The sequence below is a fragment of the Bacillus sp. FJAT-29814 genome (assembly GCF_001510715.1).
Lineage (GTDB): Bacteria > Bacillota > Bacilli > Bacillales > Cytobacillaceae > Neobacillus.
This window is the reverse complement of record NZ_LMTJ01000008.1, coordinates 19,739-36,393: the sequence shown is the minus strand read 5'-3', so window position 1 is coordinate 36,393 and position 16,655 is coordinate 19,739. Positions and strand designations below refer to the sequence as shown.

14 protein-coding genes and 2 tRNA genes are annotated in these 16,655 nt (G+C 42.9%); 2 read left to right on the top strand and 14 right to left on the bottom strand.

Annotated features, from left to right (window positions below; all coding sequences use genetic code 11):
- Nucleotides 1-26: 26 nt before the first annotated feature.
- Nucleotides 27-1,274, top strand: coding sequence for an ATP-binding protein (locus AR334_RS20245; protein WP_066316508.1), 1,248 nt, complete (start codon nt 27-29; stop codon nt 1,272-1,274).
- A 51-nt stretch (nt 1,275-1,325) separates the two neighbouring features.
- Here AR334_RS20245 and AR334_RS20240 read toward each other — a convergent pair whose 3' ends face one another.
- The 10 genes from AR334_RS20240 to queG form a co-directional block, all read right to left on the bottom strand.
- Complete coding sequence (locus AR334_RS20240; protein ID WP_367576368.1) at nt 1,326-2,366, bottom strand: CAP domain-containing protein; 1,041 nt, start codon at nt 2,364-2,366, stop codon at nt 1,326-1,328.
- 141 nt (nt 2,367-2,507) lie between these two features.
- Complete coding sequence (locus AR334_RS20235; RefSeq protein WP_066316505.1) at nt 2,508-3,230, bottom strand: GntR family transcriptional regulator; 723 nt, start codon at nt 3,228-3,230, stop codon at nt 2,508-2,510.
- A gap of 42 nt (nt 3,231-3,272) precedes the next feature.
- Nucleotides 3,273-3,995, bottom strand: a complete 723-nt coding sequence (nagB, locus tag AR334_RS20230; protein ID WP_066316498.1) for a glucosamine-6-phosphate deaminase — start codon at nt 3,993-3,995, stop codon at nt 3,273-3,275.
- A complete protein-coding gene (gene nagA / locus AR334_RS20225) occupies nt 3,992-5,185 on the bottom strand; it encodes an N-acetylglucosamine-6-phosphate deacetylase (protein WP_172799265.1) in 1,194 nt (397 codons plus the stop codon). Before nagA ends, nagB begins: the two co-directional genes overlap by 4 nt.
- Nucleotides 5,186-5,301: 116 nt before the next feature.
- The gene (gene yhbH, locus AR334_RS20220; RefSeq protein WP_066316492.1) at nt 5,302-6,468 is read right to left on the bottom strand and encodes a sporulation protein YhbH; all 1,167 of its coding nucleotides are present in this window, start codon (nt 6,466-6,468) and stop codon (nt 5,302-5,304) included.
- A 235-nt stretch (nt 6,469-6,703) separates the two neighbouring features.
- Complete coding sequence (locus AR334_RS20215) at nt 6,704-8,599, bottom strand: PrkA family serine protein kinase (protein ID WP_066316487.1); 1,896 nt, start codon at nt 8,597-8,599, stop codon at nt 6,704-6,706.
- Nucleotides 8,600-8,971: 372 nt separating this feature from the next.
- On the bottom strand, nt 8,972-9,721 hold the full coding sequence (gene nfsA, locus AR334_RS20210) for an oxygen-insensitive NADPH nitroreductase (protein ID WP_066316484.1): 750 nt from the start codon (nt 9,719-9,721) through the stop codon (nt 8,972-8,974).
- Between the two features lie 105 nt (nt 9,722-9,826).
- Nucleotides 9,827-10,300: a tRNA (uridine(34)/cytosine(34)/5-carboxymethylaminomethyluridine(34)-2'-O)-methyltransferase TrmL gene (gene trmL / locus AR334_RS20205; protein ID WP_066316475.1), complete on the bottom strand. Its 474-nt coding sequence runs from the start codon at nt 10,298-10,300 to the stop codon at nt 9,827-9,829.
- 70 nt (nt 10,301-10,370) lie between these two features.
- Nucleotides 10,371-11,261: an amidase domain-containing protein gene (locus AR334_RS20200; protein WP_066316474.1), complete on the bottom strand. Its 891-nt coding sequence runs from the start codon at nt 11,259-11,261 to the stop codon at nt 10,371-10,373.
- A 124-nt stretch (nt 11,262-11,385) separates the two neighbouring features.
- Nucleotides 11,386-12,519 carry a tRNA epoxyqueuosine(34) reductase QueG gene (queG, locus tag AR334_RS20195; RefSeq protein WP_066316469.1) on the bottom strand — a complete coding sequence of 378 codons (1,134 nt, stop codon included), beginning with the start codon at nt 12,517-12,519 and terminating at the stop codon, nt 11,386-11,388.
- 108 nt (nt 12,520-12,627) lie between these two features.
- Between queG and AR334_RS20190 the strand changes: the two genes are divergently transcribed.
- Nucleotides 12,628-13,299: a B3/4 domain-containing protein gene (locus AR334_RS20190; RefSeq protein WP_066316460.1), complete on the top strand. Its 672-nt coding sequence runs from the start codon at nt 12,628-12,630 to the stop codon at nt 13,297-13,299.
- A gap of 663 nt (nt 13,300-13,962) precedes the next feature.
- Here AR334_RS20190 and AR334_RS20185 read toward each other — a convergent pair.
- The 4 genes from AR334_RS20185 to AR334_RS20170 all read right to left on the bottom strand — a co-directional run bounded on the left by AR334_RS20185 (nt 13,963) and on the right by AR334_RS20170 (nt 16,484).
- Nucleotides 13,963-14,036: transfer RNA gene (locus AR334_RS20185), tRNA-Gly, on the bottom strand.
- 543 nt (nt 14,037-14,579) lie between these two features.
- Nucleotides 14,580-15,515, bottom strand: a complete 936-nt coding sequence (locus AR334_RS20180; protein WP_367576367.1) for a lysophospholipase — start codon at nt 15,513-15,515, stop codon at nt 14,580-14,582.
- A 247-nt stretch (nt 15,516-15,762) separates the two neighbouring features.
- Nucleotides 15,763-15,844, bottom strand: a tRNA-Leu gene (locus AR334_RS20175).
- A 292-nt stretch (nt 15,845-16,136) separates the two neighbouring features.
- Nucleotides 16,137-16,484 carry a hypothetical protein gene (locus AR334_RS20170; RefSeq protein ID WP_066316447.1) on the bottom strand — a complete coding sequence of 116 codons (348 nt, stop codon included), beginning with the start codon at nt 16,482-16,484 and terminating at the stop codon, nt 16,137-16,139.
- Nucleotides 16,485-16,655: the final 171 nt, after the last annotated feature.

Sequence of the window (16,655 nt, the reverse complement as noted above, 5' to 3'; positions counted from 1 at the left end):
CAGCTCCTCTTTGGACGGTGAAGCAAATGGAAGTTACCAAACATCTTTTCTTGAATCTCTCCTTTTTAATGATTTTGCTTTTTATTAGTTTAATTTTTATTGAAAAAAGTAAAAAATTCACCTTGTCGAAATTCTCCATCGTGCTATTTTTTATGGCCGCACTATGGATTTGCATTCAATTCTCCTATAGCCCAATATCCTATGCAAGGTTTGATTTGCGCATTATTCCATTAGTAGTCGGCGGTTTATATGTTGGCATTGGGCCAATTCTTGTTGGGTCTGCTCTTATTCTTCGGGGTTTTTATGGGCTGGATTCCGGCCTTTTCCTTACCACGCTGCTATATATTCCATTTGCTATTGTAGTGTGGCGGCTGCACCCTTGGTTTTGGAAACAGTTGCCGACCCGCCGTGTATTAATAGCAATTGGCTTTGGGGTGGTTCTTGGAGTCCTGACTATATTTGGAATGGTATTATCCGATACCCACGCCTATTGGTTTGATGTCTGGTTTGCCTACCTAGTCATCCCCGCCACCGGCATAGGTATTATCGCCTATTCAATCGAATTTGTCAGGAAAAACAGTGAAATGAGGCAGCAGCTGATTAAAGCGGAAAAATTAAAAGCCGTGGAACAAATGGGAGCGGCTATTTCTCATGAAATTCGGAATCCACTAACTGCTGCAAGCGGATTTGTTCAACTCCTTGAAGACGATTACCTCCCAAGACAAAAACGGAAGGAATACCTGGCGATTGTAAAAGAAGAGCTAAATTCGGCAGAGCGCGTCATCCAGGATTATTTAACCTTTGCCAAACCGGCCATTGAAAGCTTTCAAGACCTGAATGTAAAAAGCGAACTTAAACAAATCATCAGCATTGTTCAGCCACTAGCCAATCAGAATTCGGTGGCGATTTCAACTGAATTCGCAGTGCTTGGCAATATTAAAGGAGACCAGCAAAAGTTTCGCCAATGCTTCGTTAACGTTCTCAAAAATTCCATTGAAGCGATGCCAAATGGTGGCTCGTTGATGGTATTGACGGAATATAGTCACGACTTTGTTTCGATTATCATAACGGATACTGGAATAGGCATGACCACTGAACAACTCGAACGCTTAGGCGAACCTTTCTATTCGACAAAAGGAAAAAATGGAACGGGGCTCGGAATGATGGTTGTATATAGTATTGTCCGTGCCATGGAGGGATTCATTTCAGTTGAAAGTGAATTGGGTGCCGGGACCACTTTTCAATTTAAATTTCCTGCTTCACTTCGGTCGTGAACAGTAATGGATAAACCGACGGCAATATACCGTCGGTTTTTGTTTTTTCGATTATTTACCAATAAACATTTGCACCCAATGGTTTCCGGTACCTTCAAATCCCACGCCAATATGAGTAAAGTTGGCGCTTAAAATATTTTTTCGGTGGCCTTCGCTATTCATCCAAGCATTTACAACTTCTTGCGGCGTACGCTGGCCTTGGGCAATATTCTCACCAGCTGATTTATAAGTTACGCCGAAATCCCTCATCATATCAAACGGGGAGCCATAAGTTGGGCTTGTATGCGAGAAATAGTGATTTTGCTTCATATCCAACGCCTTCTTCTGCGCAACACCGTTTAATTGCGTATCTGCCTTTAACGCTGGAAGCCCATTTTTACTGCGTTGCTGGTTCGTTAAATCAATGACCTGCTGAACATATTGACTGTTATTCCCTGCAGCCGGGGTCGTGCTTTGTTGTGCCGGCTTTTGCTGATTTGTTTGAGTCTGTGGCGCAGGCTTAGCTGATTGAGTCGGAGCTGGCTGGGCCTGCTGCTGTGGTGCAGGTGCTGGCTGAGTCTGCTGTGCTGGTTGCTTAGGCGCAGGTGCTGGCTGGGCAGCACGCTGGTCTTGCTGTCCAGTTGGAGCTTGAGCCGTTGGATTTTGAAACTGAACGTTCGGAGGCATATGAATGACTCCCGTTTGGAACCAGTTGCCTTGGCTTGGATCGACGCGGACATATTGATATTTGGCATCTCTAATCAATACCGCTCTTGTATGCGGATATTGATTGCTATCCAGCTTCGTTTGGTAAGCCGAAATCATATCATCATTGTTATTCCTGTTTTTACGGTTACGGTTGTCATCGAACAGGTTCGCATCAAAGTCGCGATCGCTGTTATCATTATTTGTGTAATCCTCAGTAAGCGGTCCATTGTGGTCAATGCCATCATCCCGCCCGTTACGGACATCCATTACACCATTGTCACGATCTCTGTCATTCATTCCGACCTGATCACGGTCATTTAGATTATTTCTATTGTCGTTATTACAAGCGGCCAATCCGATTGTCAGGATGGCTGTTACCATCATTGTCACTGATTTTTTTATCACTCGTCAAACCCCCTTTTTTTGAAAAACTCATTTGTCTTGCATGATTAGTTTTTATATTTTCGAAAAAAGTATTAATGGGAAATAACGACTTTAGGACCAATTACCTAAAAAAACAGATGCGAGCAGCACCTGTTTTTTAGGTTAACGATTAATATTAAGGATAAATTTATACCGATCTGCACGATATACAGATTTCACATATTCTATAGGAGTTCCGTTTTCAAGATAGGTAGTGCTCTCAATCAGCATTACTGGTGCCCCTTTACCGATATGCAGCAATTTTGCTTCAGTCTGGCTGGCAATCGATGATTCAATAACCTGCGATCCACTGGAAATCCTTAATTTCAGCTTCTCTTGAATATAGGCATAAAGCGATTGATTGACTATTTCTTGGGTCATTCCCTGAATGAGATTTGCAGGAATATATGTTGTTTCGATTGCCATAGGGACTCCATCCGCCAAGCGGACGCGCATGATTTCATAAACAGGTTCCGACTCGGAAATCGCAAGCTGGTTGGCAATATTTTCGGAAGCAGGGTTGATTTGAAAATGAATAAGCTGACTGCCCGGTTCCATTCCTCTTGCTTTCATTTCCTCAGTAAAGCTGGTTAATCCTTGAAGCGGCTGTTCAATTTTCCGTTCGGCAACATAAGTTCCCTTACCCTGGAGCCGGTACAAATACCCTTTATTTACAAGCTCGGTATACGCTTGTCTGACAGTCATACGGCTGATTTCGAATTTTTCCGCATATTCCCGTTCGGGCGGAAGGGCATCATCCGGCCTTAATTCGCCCTTTTCAATCAATTCGATTATATGTTCTTCTAGCTGATAATAAAGCGGGATCGGGGACTTTTTATTAATCATTCACCATAGAACACCTTTCTCATTAAACTTATATCTTATATATTAAACGGAAACAGCGATTTTGTCGGCAATTATTGTGACATTCGGATGCCTTTTTAAGACAGAGGCCGGAAATTGCTCTGTTATTTCCCCATTTAACAGCTGATCCAATGCCTCCCTTTTGCTTTCCCCTGATACTAACAACAAAATTTCCTTACCCTTCATAATGCTGGAAATTCCCATCGTAATCGCCTTTGTCGGAACATCCTCAATTCGCTCAAAGAATCTAGCATTGGCTTCAATCGTCGAAGGAGCCAAATCGACAATATGGGTTGTTGAATCAAATGAAGTACCCGGTTCATTAAATCCAATGTGTCCGTTGCTGCCTATCCCAAGAATTTGCAGGTCAATTCCGCCATGGCCTGAAATTAGTTGTTCATAACGGGCGCACTCTGCGGCTAAATCATCTGTGTCCCCATGTGGGATATGGGTGTTTGCTTTTTCAATATCAATATGGCTAAACAGATTCTCATTCATAAAATAGCGATAACTATTTGGATGACTGCCTGAAAGACCAATATATTCATCTAGGTTAAACGTTGTGATATTTTGGTAGGTCGTTCCATTTTGTTGATGATCCTTAATTAATGCTTGGTACGTCCCTATCGGCGTCCCCCCTGTTGCCAGTCCGAGGTTCATCCTTGGATTTTGGCGGACCTTTTCAATAATATAGGCAGCCGCTTTTTGACTCATTTCGGCATAATCCTTCACTTCAATCAGTTTCATTGATTGTTCTCCTCCCTATTAAAAGCCAGGGCTCCCCGGCAATATGTCATTGTAACCTCTAAGTCAGGATTGAGTATAACGATATCCGCATCTTTTCCCGGAGTGATACTGCCCTTCTTATCATACATGTTTAGCTGTTTGGCTGGATTTACCGAGGCCATTTCGACAGCCTCCGCCAATGAGCAGCCGGCAAATGTTACGATATTTTTTACGCCATGGCCCAATTTTAAAATGCTGCCGGCAAGAGTGCCGTCCGCAAGTACTGCCTTCCCGTCCTTTACGGTTACTTCCTGGCCGCCTAGGTCATACTGGCCATTTTTCAGGCATTTTGCCCGCATGGCGTCCGTAATTAATATTAAGCCTTCACTGCCCTTTTGTTGGTAGGCAAGCTTCACCGTTTCCGGACGGGAGTGAACGCCATCGACTATGAGCTCGGCTTTTAATTCGTCTCGTAAAAATGCGGCCCCGACAACCCCAGGCTCACGGTGATGCAGCCCTCGCATTTGATTGTAAAGATGGGTCACTTGATTTGCCCCAGCTTCAATCGCCTGATCCACTTGTTCGTAAGTAGCGTCTGTATGACCCAGTGAGGCAATCACGGAATTTTCTCTTAAGTAACGGACCATCTCTAGTCCGCCTGGCTGTTCAGAAGCAATCGTGACTTGTTTAATATTGCCGCCCGCCATCTCCTGCCATTTTTTAAATAATGGCAGATCAGGTTCGATAATATGCTGTTTCGGCTGAGCTCCAGCCATTTTCGGATTCACAAACGGACCTTCCAGATGGACGCCCAGTACTTCAGCTTTACCCTCGGAAGGCTGATTCATTATGTAATTAGCTGCATTTTCCAGTGCCTTTTCGATTTGATCGGCTTCCTGGGTAATGGTCGTTGCTAAAAAACTGGTGGTCCCTTCTTTTGGCAATGCAGTTGCCATCGTATCCAGCGCTTCCTTTGTCGCATCCATCGTATCGGCTCCTGCGGCCCCATGAATATGAACATCGATAAAGCCCGGAACGGCATGATAATCAGAAGGCAGCTCTACCACTTTATAGCCAGGATCCTCCTTGAGCTCTTCTGCCGACCCTACCTCGATAATTTCTTTACCGTTTATTTTTATGTATCCATTCTCAATAATGCCATTTCCCGAATAAACACGCATACCTTTAAGCAAAATATGTTCCATATCCATGTTCAAAAACTTCCTTTCGGTTGATAATTTAATATTAGCATGCTCTAGGTATAGTTGTCTATACCAGTATTCCGAAAGAAAATCGGCAGGTGTTTGACACCTGCCATGGCTTTACATTAAACATATACTTCCGATTCTTCTTTTTGGAAAAAGCTCTTCATCGCATGGAAGACATCTGCCTTCTGCTTGAGGATATAGTAGCGAAACCGCTCGTCTTTGATGTTTTTGTAAGCGGACATTAGCGTTGAGTGCCTGTTGTATTGATTTACCTCTCCATAGCCGAACATATTGGATACCTTCATCAGTTCTTCAACCAATTTGACGCAGCGGGCATTGTCCGATGTCAGGTTATCACCGTCCGAAAAATGGAACGGGTAAATGTTAAATTTTCGTGGCGGATACTTTGAGTCAATAACTTCCAATGCCTTGCGATAGGCCGAAGAACAAATCGTCCCACCACTTTCGCCTTTAGAGAAGAAGTCCTCCTCCGAAACGACTTTGGCTTCTGTATGGTGAGCAATAAATTCAATTTCCACCGTTTCGTACTTTGTGCGTAAAAATCTGGTCATCCAGAAGAAAAAGCTGCGGGCCATATATTTTTCCCAAATCCCCATCGAACCGCTTGTGTCCATCATTGCGATGACCACTGCTTTGGAATCCGGCTTGACAATTTCATTCCAGGTCTTAAATTTTAGATCTTCCTTGTAAATTGGATGAAATGCCGGCTTCCCGCTCATAGCATTCCGTTTAAAGGCTGACATCATCGTGCGTTTCTTATCAATATTCCCCATTAATCCGATCTTTCGAATATCGTTGAATTCGATATTTTCAACGAGATGCTCCTGCTCTTCTTTTCGTTTTAAATTTGGAAGCTCCAGTTGCTTGAATAACGCTTCCTCCAATTCCATAAGCGAAACTTCAGCTTCAAAGTAGTCTTCCCCAGCCTGGTCTCCGGCCCCTTGCCCTTTCCCAGGCCCTTTTTGTCCGCTCGATCCGTCACGTGCCACTACGTCCCCAACTTGACTGTCACCTTCACCTTGGCCCACGTGTTTGTTTTTGTCATAATTATAGCGGATTTTATATTCGTCCAGTGATCGTATTGGAATTCTTACCACATCGCGACCATTAGACATAATGATGCTTTCTTCCGTTATTAAATCTGGTAAATTATTGCGAATGGCCTCCTGCACTTTTTCCTGATGCCGCTGCTGGTCATCGTGGCCTTTACGGTGGAGGGACCAATCTTCTTTTGAAATCACAAATTGATGGTTGTTATCAGTCATTACAAACCCCTCCTTGAAAAAAATATGAAATTTTGACATGCACACATTTAAATCATTTACATACAATAACGCGAATGAAAAAATAGCTATATAATTGGATTACTTTATCCTATGCAGAAACAAAGAATAATTTACAAATAATTTAGACAATTAGTTTATTTGCCTATGAAAATGGACGAGCTCAATTGAGTTAGAAAAAAACAGACTGGCAGATGTTCCGCCAGTCTTATTTCCATTACCTATTTAGTAAACTACCTACATACCTTAGTAATTCGTTCGCAGAGGTGGAGTTGTAGCCATGCTCGTCGATTAGGCGGGCGACTACTTCGTTGATTTTCTTTAGCTGCTGCTCATCTGGCGTTTTCGTAGATGTGGTAATTTTGACGACATCCTTTAGATCGGCAAACAGTTTCTTCTGAATCGCTTCGCGCAGGCGGTCGTGGGAATTATAGTCAAACCGCTTGCCTTTCCGGGCGAATGCGGAAATTCTGATTAAGATTTCTTCCCTGAACGCTTTCTTCGCATTCTCCGAAATTCCAATTTGCTCTTCAATTGAACGCATCAATTTTTCATCCGGATTAATTTCTTCACCCGTTAACTGATCGCGCATCTTGGCTTTGTTGCAGTAAGCCTCCACGTTATCGAGGTAATTATCCATTAATGTCTTGGCAGACTCTTCGTAAGAATAAACGAATGCTTTTTGGACTTCCTTCTTGGCGATATTGTCATACTCTTTGCGTGCCAAGGAAATATAATTCATATACCGTTCACGAAGCTCTGCAGTAATCGACGGGTGCTGATCAAGTCCATCCTTCAACGAGCGCAGCACATCAAGCGCATTAATGGATGGCACTTCCTTGCGAATAATCGTTGAGGAAATCCGGTTAATCACATAACGCGGGTCAATGCCGCTCATGCCTTCATCCGGATACTCCTTCTTAAGTTCGTCAACATCGGCCGAATTATAGCCTTCAACACTTTGGCCGTCATAAAGCCGCATTTTCTTAATCAGGTCAATGTCGCCCTTTTTAGGCTCCTTTAATCTCGTTAGAATAGTAAACATCGATGCCACTTTTAACGTATGCGGCGCAATATGAACATCCGCCACATCGCTTTCGCGAATCATTTTTTCATAAATTCGCTCTTCCTGCGAGGCTTTTAAATTATAAGGAATTGGCATAACGATAATTCTGGAATGGAGTGCTTCGTTTTTCTTATTGGAGATAAATGAGCGATATTCGGTTTCGTTCGTATGGGCCACGATTAGTTCATCTGCCGAAATCAGTGCGAATCGCCCGGCTTTGAAATTGCCTTCCTGCGTTAATGACAGCAAGTGCCATAAGAATTTCTCATCACATTTCAACATTTCCTGAAATTCCATCATCCCGCGGTTCGCTTTGTTTAGCTCCCCGTCAAACCGGTAAGCTCTTGGGTCAGACTCGGAACCGAATTCGGCAATCGTGGAGAAGTCAATGCTTCCTGTCAAATCGGCAATATCCTGGGACTTCGGATCAGATGGGCTGAACGTTCCGATTCCAGTCCGTTTGTCCTCGGAGAAAAAGATTCGTTCAACTAACACATCTTCAATTCTGCCGCCATAATCCTGCTCCAAGCGCATCATATTTAATGGGGACAGATTTCCTTCAATTCGGATTCCATACTCATCATAAAAATCCTTCCGCAAGTGATGCGGGATTAAATGAAGCGGATCCTCATGCATCGGGCAACCCTTGATGGCAAAAACTGAGCCACGGTCGGTATGCGAATATTTTTCAAGGCCTCTTTTTAACATCGTCACAAGCGTGGATTTACCACCGCTTACCGGTCCCATCAAAAGCAAGATTCGTTTTCTGACGTCCAACCGTTTGGCCGCCGGGTGAAAATACTCTTCTACGAGGCGTTCCAATGCTTCTTCCAGTCCAAATAGTTCATTGCAGAAAAAGTTGTATTTCTTCGCCCCATTAACTTCTTCAATTCCGGCATCCTTGATCATATTATATACTCGAGAATGTGCAGACTGCGCTACCCATGGCTTTTCCTTTAACAACAGCAAATAGTCGGCGAATGTTCCTTCCCAGCGAAGTTTTTCCTCTTCTTCACGATACATCTCGATTTTTCTTAAAATATCCATATAGCCCTCCCCCTGTAGTTAATCAGAGACGATTAATATACTCTATGCACTTGGTCTATCGAACATGCGTGACGATAAGGCTGTTTTTCTTTTTTTGCTGTGATTCGATAATCTAGGCCTTTTCATTTTTCTAAGTTAGGCTATAATATTACTATATGTTTATAAATGAAATTTGTTTGTAGAAGGGGGATTTACATACAATGAGCTTATTCCTAATTCTATTGGTCATGGTCGCGTTTCTGGCCGCAATCTTCACTGCAGGATATAACGATAAACCAAATGCATAACCCTGGTACGAAATAAGAGAAAAAAGGCTGCCCTTTAAGCGTGGGGCAGCCTTTTCTAATTGTGATATTCAGTGTTAGACGTGATTTATCGCAGATCCAGTTTATTTTTTTGAATGAATTCCTTCATATACATTCTTGATTTCCGCTCGAGCATATTCGCCATTTGCTCTGTCCAGCGGTCCGCTCTCTTTCCGCCTGTTCTTTCCATATAGTAGCTTGAAATAATCTGGTCGTAGTTCTGTAGCTGTTGCAGATACACTTCTTGGTCCTGTTGGTATTCGTCCTCGTGGTAAATGTGTTCAAAGGGTAGTCTTGGTTTTTGCCCAGTGATTTTCGTCGGATAGCCAACAGCAAGGCCAAATAACGGAATCACACGCTCAGGGGTTTTCAACAGTTTTTGGACTTCTTCAAGATTGTTGCGGATTCCTCCGATATAACAGATGCCAAGCCCCATTGACTCGGCAGCAATGGCGGCATTTTGCGCGGCCAGTGCCGCATCAATCAAGGCAACCATAAATTTTTCCGTGCTTTCAATTGATGGGAGCACATCCTTTTGTTCCTGCTCGCCAATGTGGGAATGGCGATAGAGATCGGCACAGAACACAAAGAAATGACCGTTGTGTTCCACATATGGTTGATTTCCCACTACCTCCGCCAGCTTCTTCTTTTTCTCTTTATCCTTTACACCTATAATTGAGTATGCCTGGATAAAGCTTGAGGTAGAGGCTGCCTGGGCGCTTGTGACAATCGTTCTAATTTGTTCATCAGTTAACGACTTGTCCTCAAATTGCCTTAGTGAGCGGTGATTGAGGATGGTTTTAATTACTTCATTCAAGGCGATTCGTTCCTTCCCTTATATGTATGTATTCATGAAGACAGTATCCAGTGTTTTATAAGTTGTTTTAAAAAAAGAGGCCCTTCGGTGCAGGACCCCATCTGTCTATTTTAGACCTGGATAGTTTTGTTGCCTTAAGGCTTCGTAAATCAATATCGCCGCGGTATTGGATAGATTCAATGAAGTGACATTGTCGTTCATCGGGATTCTTAGTGCGACATCTTTGTTTTTTTCAATGACCTCTTTTGGAAGCCCTGTTGTTTCGCGGCCAAAAATGAAATAGTAATCTTTGTTTGGCTTGCTGTAATCAAAAGCTGTATGGTCCTTCTGACCAAATTTCGTTAAATAGAAAAATTCGCCACCGGCATTTTTTTCATAAAATTCATCTAATGAATCGTAAGTAATGATGTTCACGAATTCCCAATAATCAAGGCCAGCCCGTCTTAACGTTCTGTCATCGGCTGAAAAACCTAAAGGGCGGATCAGATGAAGCGTGGTATTGGTTGCAGCGCAGGAACGGGCAATATTTCCGGTGTTTGCCGGGATTTCTGGCTGATATAAGACTACATGCACTGGCATGACTTTCACCTCAAATTAAAACTCTACCTGTTATTATACCACGATCCTTTTCCCCTTCAAGAACACAGCCTCATCCATCCACGATGGTGTAAAACTTGTATTTAATATTGGGCGTGTAGGCAGAGGAATCCTCATACGCCCAGTAGCGCATCCGGCTGTTGTAGGTATGGGCATTCACAAGCGGCATCCCATATGCATCTTTGCCCGTCACAATGGTATTGTGGTTAAACCTTCCGTCCCCTTCGAAATCGTAGCAAATAACATCCCCCAAAAGTAATTCTTCAGGACTGCTGACTTCCTTTGCCCGCAAGCCGAGTTTGGAATTTGGCAGGTACGTTCTTAATGTGTGAGCGACCGCCCAGCTATAGCTCCAGTTTTTACTTCGCAGCCACCAGCCTGTACCGCGGTTAGGGTATCCCCTCATTGGAGCCTCACCAGCATGCAGGCATTGCGAAATAAAGTTCGTGCAATCATTATCAAACTTAGGATACGCCGGATTATAGGTGTTCCACCACCGCTCCGCATATTGCACAGCTCTGAGGCGATTATATTGGTAACTGATCCGTTCTTCCTTCGGCTCTTCGGCTGCTGCTTCATCTTTAGTGTTAGCAGCTTCTTCCCGGTAATCTTGATACACTGGCGGGGTAATTTCCTCATCCATGATAAGTGCTCCATGGTAGAACTTGGCTATTCTTTCTTCCCCTTCTTCTTCCATATAAAGATTCCCTTTTTGCTTCACTAAGTATTGATAATGGGCTTGATATTTTATTTTTTGAAAGTCATCTTCATCCGTGGTTTCGATTATGTTCCCGGTTACCTTCACTTTGACAATCTCAGCAGAGCGTTTCGCCATCGCCTCCAGCTTTCGTTCTGCTTTTGAAAAATAATCTTTAGAACTTCGCTGGCTTGAAACAAATTGTTGTACCCTAAAGTCAAACAAGTCTTGAAGTGATTGATGCATATTTTCTCCACTCCCTTCCCTTCATTCATATGAAAGTGGGTTGATTTTAAAATCAAGTGGAGTGGAATTTTTACGAATTAGGGCTAAGGGCATGAAAAAGAGCAAACCCAGAAGTTCGCTCTTTCTAATTTCGTATCAAATTCAAGCCTTTTTCAATTTCCTTTTGTACCTCAACATCCGTTTCCCGTTCACGGGCTTTTTCCAAAGCCGCCAGCGCCACATCGCCGCCAATTTTTCCAAGCGCCCAGGCTGCAGTGCCCTTGGCAACAAGGCTCACTTCTTTTTCTAACACTTCCACCAAATCTGGAACAGCAGTTTCATCTTTAAAATGAGCCAGAGCAATCATTGCGTTCCGCTGAATGGGCTTCTTCCCCCGCCACGATCCAGCAAGATAACCAAACTTCTGTTTGAAATCCCGGTTGCTTAATTTTAAAATCGGCTTTAATAAAGGTTTAACCGCTTCTGGGTCCGGTTCCATTTCATCATGAAAATGAAAGTTCTTACCTTTATTATGCGGGCAAGCCGTTTGGCAGGAATCACAGCCATAGATGCGGTTGCCGATTTTTTCACGGAACTCATCAGGAATCAGTTCCTTTGTTTGCGTCAAAAACGAAATACAGCGCTGGGCGTTGATCTGTCCGCCTTGGACCAATGCCCCGGTCGGACATGCATCTAAACACTTGGTACAGCTGCCGCATTGATCCTCGACAGGAGTATCGGGTGCAAATGGAATGCTCGTAATCAATTCACCGATATACACATAAGAACCAAACTCAGGCGTGATAATCGCACAGTTTTTTCCGCTCCAGCCGATTCCAGCCCGTTCCGCAACGGCGCGGTCCGATAGTTCCCCAGTGTCGACCATCGATTTTAACCGGGCTTCAGGCACCTTGGATAAAATAAATGCTTCCAGTTTGCCCAGCCTGTCCCGTAAAATATGATGGTAATCCTGCCCCCATGAGGCACGGGCAAACATCCCCCGGCGCGCGTCTTTTTTACTTTCTACCCGATTCAACATTTTTGAAGGGTAAGCAAGGGCAATCGAGATGATAGATTGGGCGCCATCCAGCAACAATGTTGGCGTGACCCGCTTGTCAATATCCGGCTCTTCAAATCCTGATTGGTAACCGAGTTCCTGCTGGCGAATCAAGCGATTTCTCAATTCCATAAACGGGTCTGCCGTCGTAAAACCGATTTTATCGATACCGATTTCTTTACTGTAAGCAATGATTTCTTCCTTTAATTTTTGAATATCCATTTTGAGCAACCTCCCTTCCAAAAAATTTGCTCTATATAAAAGTTGAATTTATTGGTTTCACATCTATCTATGATAAACTATTTTCAAGCAATTTTGGAGGTGGAACTGTTGGAAATTCGTGTTTCAGCGGAGATTTCAGAACTGATTCCTGATTTTAAGGTGGGAATAATTGAATATAAAAACATTACGGTCGGGGAATCACCGCAAATGTTAAAAGGACGGCTACAGCTGTTTCAGGAGTCTATATATTTCGACTTGGAGAGCAAAAGTGTTTCTGACTTGCCAGGCATTCAGGAATGGCGGAACATTTTTAAAAAAACTGGAAAGGATCCGAACAGGTACCGTCACTCTGCCGAGGCTTTATATAGAAGAGTAAAAAAGCAAAATTACTTTGCATCCGGCCAAAGTGCGGTAGATCTCTATAATTTTTTCTCGCTGCAATATCAGGTGCCGATCGGGCTTTATGATCTCAATTTGTTAAAAGGGCCGTTGGAAATTCGACTTGGAAGACAAGGCGAGGAATACATAGGATTAAACGGCAGGAGCAATTCACTGGAGCGCCTTGTTTTGTGCTCTGATCAGAACGGACCGTTTGGAAGTCCGTTTGTCGATTCAGAGAAAACCGCCGTTACCTTTAATACGAAAAATGCTCTGCAAATCATCTATCTTCGACCATCAACTGATGCTGAGAATGCTGAAAAACTGACGGAATCGTTGATGGACATGTTTGTCCAAATACATGGCGGCGATGCGTCGTATCAAATTTTAGGGTGCCAATAGGCATCTTTTTTAAAAGGCTCTTTTCAAAAAGATTCTTGCTTTTCTATGTAAAAACACTTCTCGATATTAGAAAATACGGCTTACCTGTTCCAACATAAATCACCAAAGATTATACAAATCACCGCTTTGGCCGCACATAGCCTGTCTAAGTGACCGGGCGACCAAAAAAGGGTTGGAACTGGGCAGGTAAAGTGGTTCTACCTGACCTCCAGAACAGAAAATTGATGAAATTGGGCACGTAGAGTGATTTTACGTGACCTCCAGACCGGAAAAATGATGAAACTGGGCACGTAGAGTGGTTCTACGTGACCTTCAGACCAAAAAAATGATAAAACTGGTCACGTAGAGTGGTTTTACGTGACCTCCAGAACAGAAAATTGATGAAATTGGGCACGTAGAGTGGTTCTACGTGACCTTCAGACCAAAAAAATGATGAAACTGGGCACGTAGAGTGGTTCTACGTGACCTCCAGACCAGAAAATTGATGAAACTGGGCACGTAGGCCATTCCAATAGAAACTGCTCTTGCAAAAACAATCGCTCCGGTCGCATAGGAGCAAAAACAACAATGATTCCAATTCCAAAACAGCCCTTTATAAAAAGTAAACATGAAAAAACGCAGCGCAACGTTCTTTTCGAAACGTTACACTGCGTTACCTATGTATGGAGCGGGTGATGAGAATCGAACTCACAACAACAGCTTGGAAGGCTGTGGTTTTACCACTAAACTACACCCGCAAAGAATATTAATCTAAGTAAAAGTTTATTTACACGCACGTTCATGCCTCTTCCTCTAAAAGCATATTCGAGGATGCTGGATGCGTCGAGGCAACTCGCAGCTTATTCACGATGTGTTGCTCGTGGCTGTGGTTTTACCACTAAACTACACCCGCAAAGAATATTAATCTAAGTAAAAGTTTATTTACACGCACGTTCATGCCTCTTCCTCTAAAAGCATATTCGAGGATGCTGGATGCGTCGAGGCAACTCGCAGCTTATTCACGATGTGTTGCTCGTGGCTGTGGTTTTACCACTAAACTACACCCGCAAAGAATAATAAAAAATCACAAAATAAAATTACTGATAGTTGGTTGGTGCTTTTTGATATCGTATGCTCACTATTAAGATTTTACCACCATTATTTTTGGCAAATTGGTGAGGAACCAACTGACCTTTATTATATTACACACTATCTCCAAGTTCGTCAAGGTGGAAACTCGAATTTTGTCGAATATTTTCTTTTAAAGCAAAAAGTCCACCAGTGCAGTGGACTTTTTGCTTTTATTTGAGATACGTATTAATCCAGTGAATCACATCCACTTGAACCTCATCCCTGTTTGTTTCATTTAGTAATTCATGGCGGGCGTCTTCGTAAAATTTATAGTCGACATTTTGCATTCCTTCCGCCTTGTAAGCTTGGAACGTCTTTAAAACACCTTTTGAGTTTGCCCCCACCGGGTCCTTACTGCCGGAAATGAGGAAAATTGGCAGTCTTGCCGGTGTCGCCATAATATTCTCCGGTTTATTAACCGTTTCAAGCCCTTCAAGCAGGTCATGGAAAAATCCTGAAGAAAAAACCCCGCCACAGAAAGGATCAGCGATATATTTATCCACTTCCTTTTCATCTCTGCTCAGCCAATCAAATTCGGTCCGGGTTGGCCGAATCGCTTTATTATAGCTGCCAAAAGTAAGCTTATTCATTAATGGACTTGGCGTCCTCTTTCCCTTCTTTTTCATCTCCCTAGCAGCAATCAGTTTGCCGATTTTCCCCATCATACCAGGGTCGCCGCCAGTACCGGAAAGAATCACTCCTGCAAGCCTTCCACCGTAAAGTTGTATGTACCTTCTTGATAAAAATGAACCCATACTATGGCCGAATAGGAAAATCGGCACATCAGGGTACTCTTTTTCAATGATAGAGGTGAGGGTCTCCATGTCTTTCACGACCTTTTCAAAGCCTTGCTCATCAGCAAAATAACCGATGCTGTTGGTTTTGGATCCGGTCATTCCATGGCCCCGATGGTCATTGCCGTATACAAACATATTTTGTGCAACCAGTTCCCTAGCAAAAGAATCATAACGTTTAATATGCTCAGCCATTCCATGGGCGATTTGCACAATCGCTTTTGGCGGCCCTTCTCCATCTCCCACCCACTTACATGCGAAAATTTCCATGCCGTCATTCGTTTGATAAGAAAAATCGACTTGCTGCATCATTCACCACTCCCAGTAATCAGAAAAAAGAGACTTACCCAATCGCCGAATAAATTGTGTAAGTCTCTGAGTTTCCTTCTCGCTATTAATCTAAGAAAAATATATCTAACATTTGGAAGATTGTCAATTTCTTCTATTGATTATAAGGCTTTCTTTAATACTCTATACTGAACCGATTCTACTCTATATATTGAAAGCTCCTTTTTATACAAAAAGCCGATACTCTGATTACCTCAAAGTATCGGCTTTATACCGGTGGTCGGGGTCGAACCGACACTCCTCACGGAACACGATTTTGAGTCGTGCGCGTCTGCCAATTCCGCCACACCTGCATTATTATTGGCTGATTTAATTGCCAACTAACTTTAAATACCTACGCACTTATGTATACATTCATATGGGAAAGTGTCAACGACAAAATAATTGTAGAATAGTATTCAATGAAGTTGTCAAAGCGGGTAATGCATCTACCAACACAGCAAAATTAGGCTGCAACAGCAACAAAGGTAATTGGAAATAATCAAACAAGAGGCAAGCAATCTATCTAGATTGCTTGCCTTTTCCCTTCTAAATATAAGTACATAAATTTAACTATTATGTCCAAGTGAATGCATACACCTGTTTTTATTCTTCAAACGATAACTTTTGCACTCCATTCTTGGCACTTCCTCTTTCAGTAGCAGGCGAATCATGCAATGAACCTTCCCCAACTACAAAGGGATCGTCTGATTTCGTTCCCCCGCGAATGAAAAGATCGGGCACTCCATCTTCGCCAACATCAATAAAAGCCCCAGGTGCAACCAACTTTCCAGTCTTTCCAGCTACTTTAAGGTCCGCTTCAGTCACTGCTCCGGCTCCATCCTTCTTGTTTGCAACATAGCAATAATGGGCAGAAGACACAGTTGCAAATGAAAAGGACAGTACTAACGTGGTAATAGAGACCCTAAGTAGTTTCCGTCGTTTTTTCAACAATTCTTGACCACCTCACCTCAAATATTTAACATCAATAAATCATATTACGCTTAATCCTACTTTAGACATATTTTTTCTCGTACCCATTACCTTAGTGGTAAAACTTAGAACCTCAATAGTCCTAAAACATCACTTCCATTTTAAGTCACATAACCCGGTTAATTAGGATAT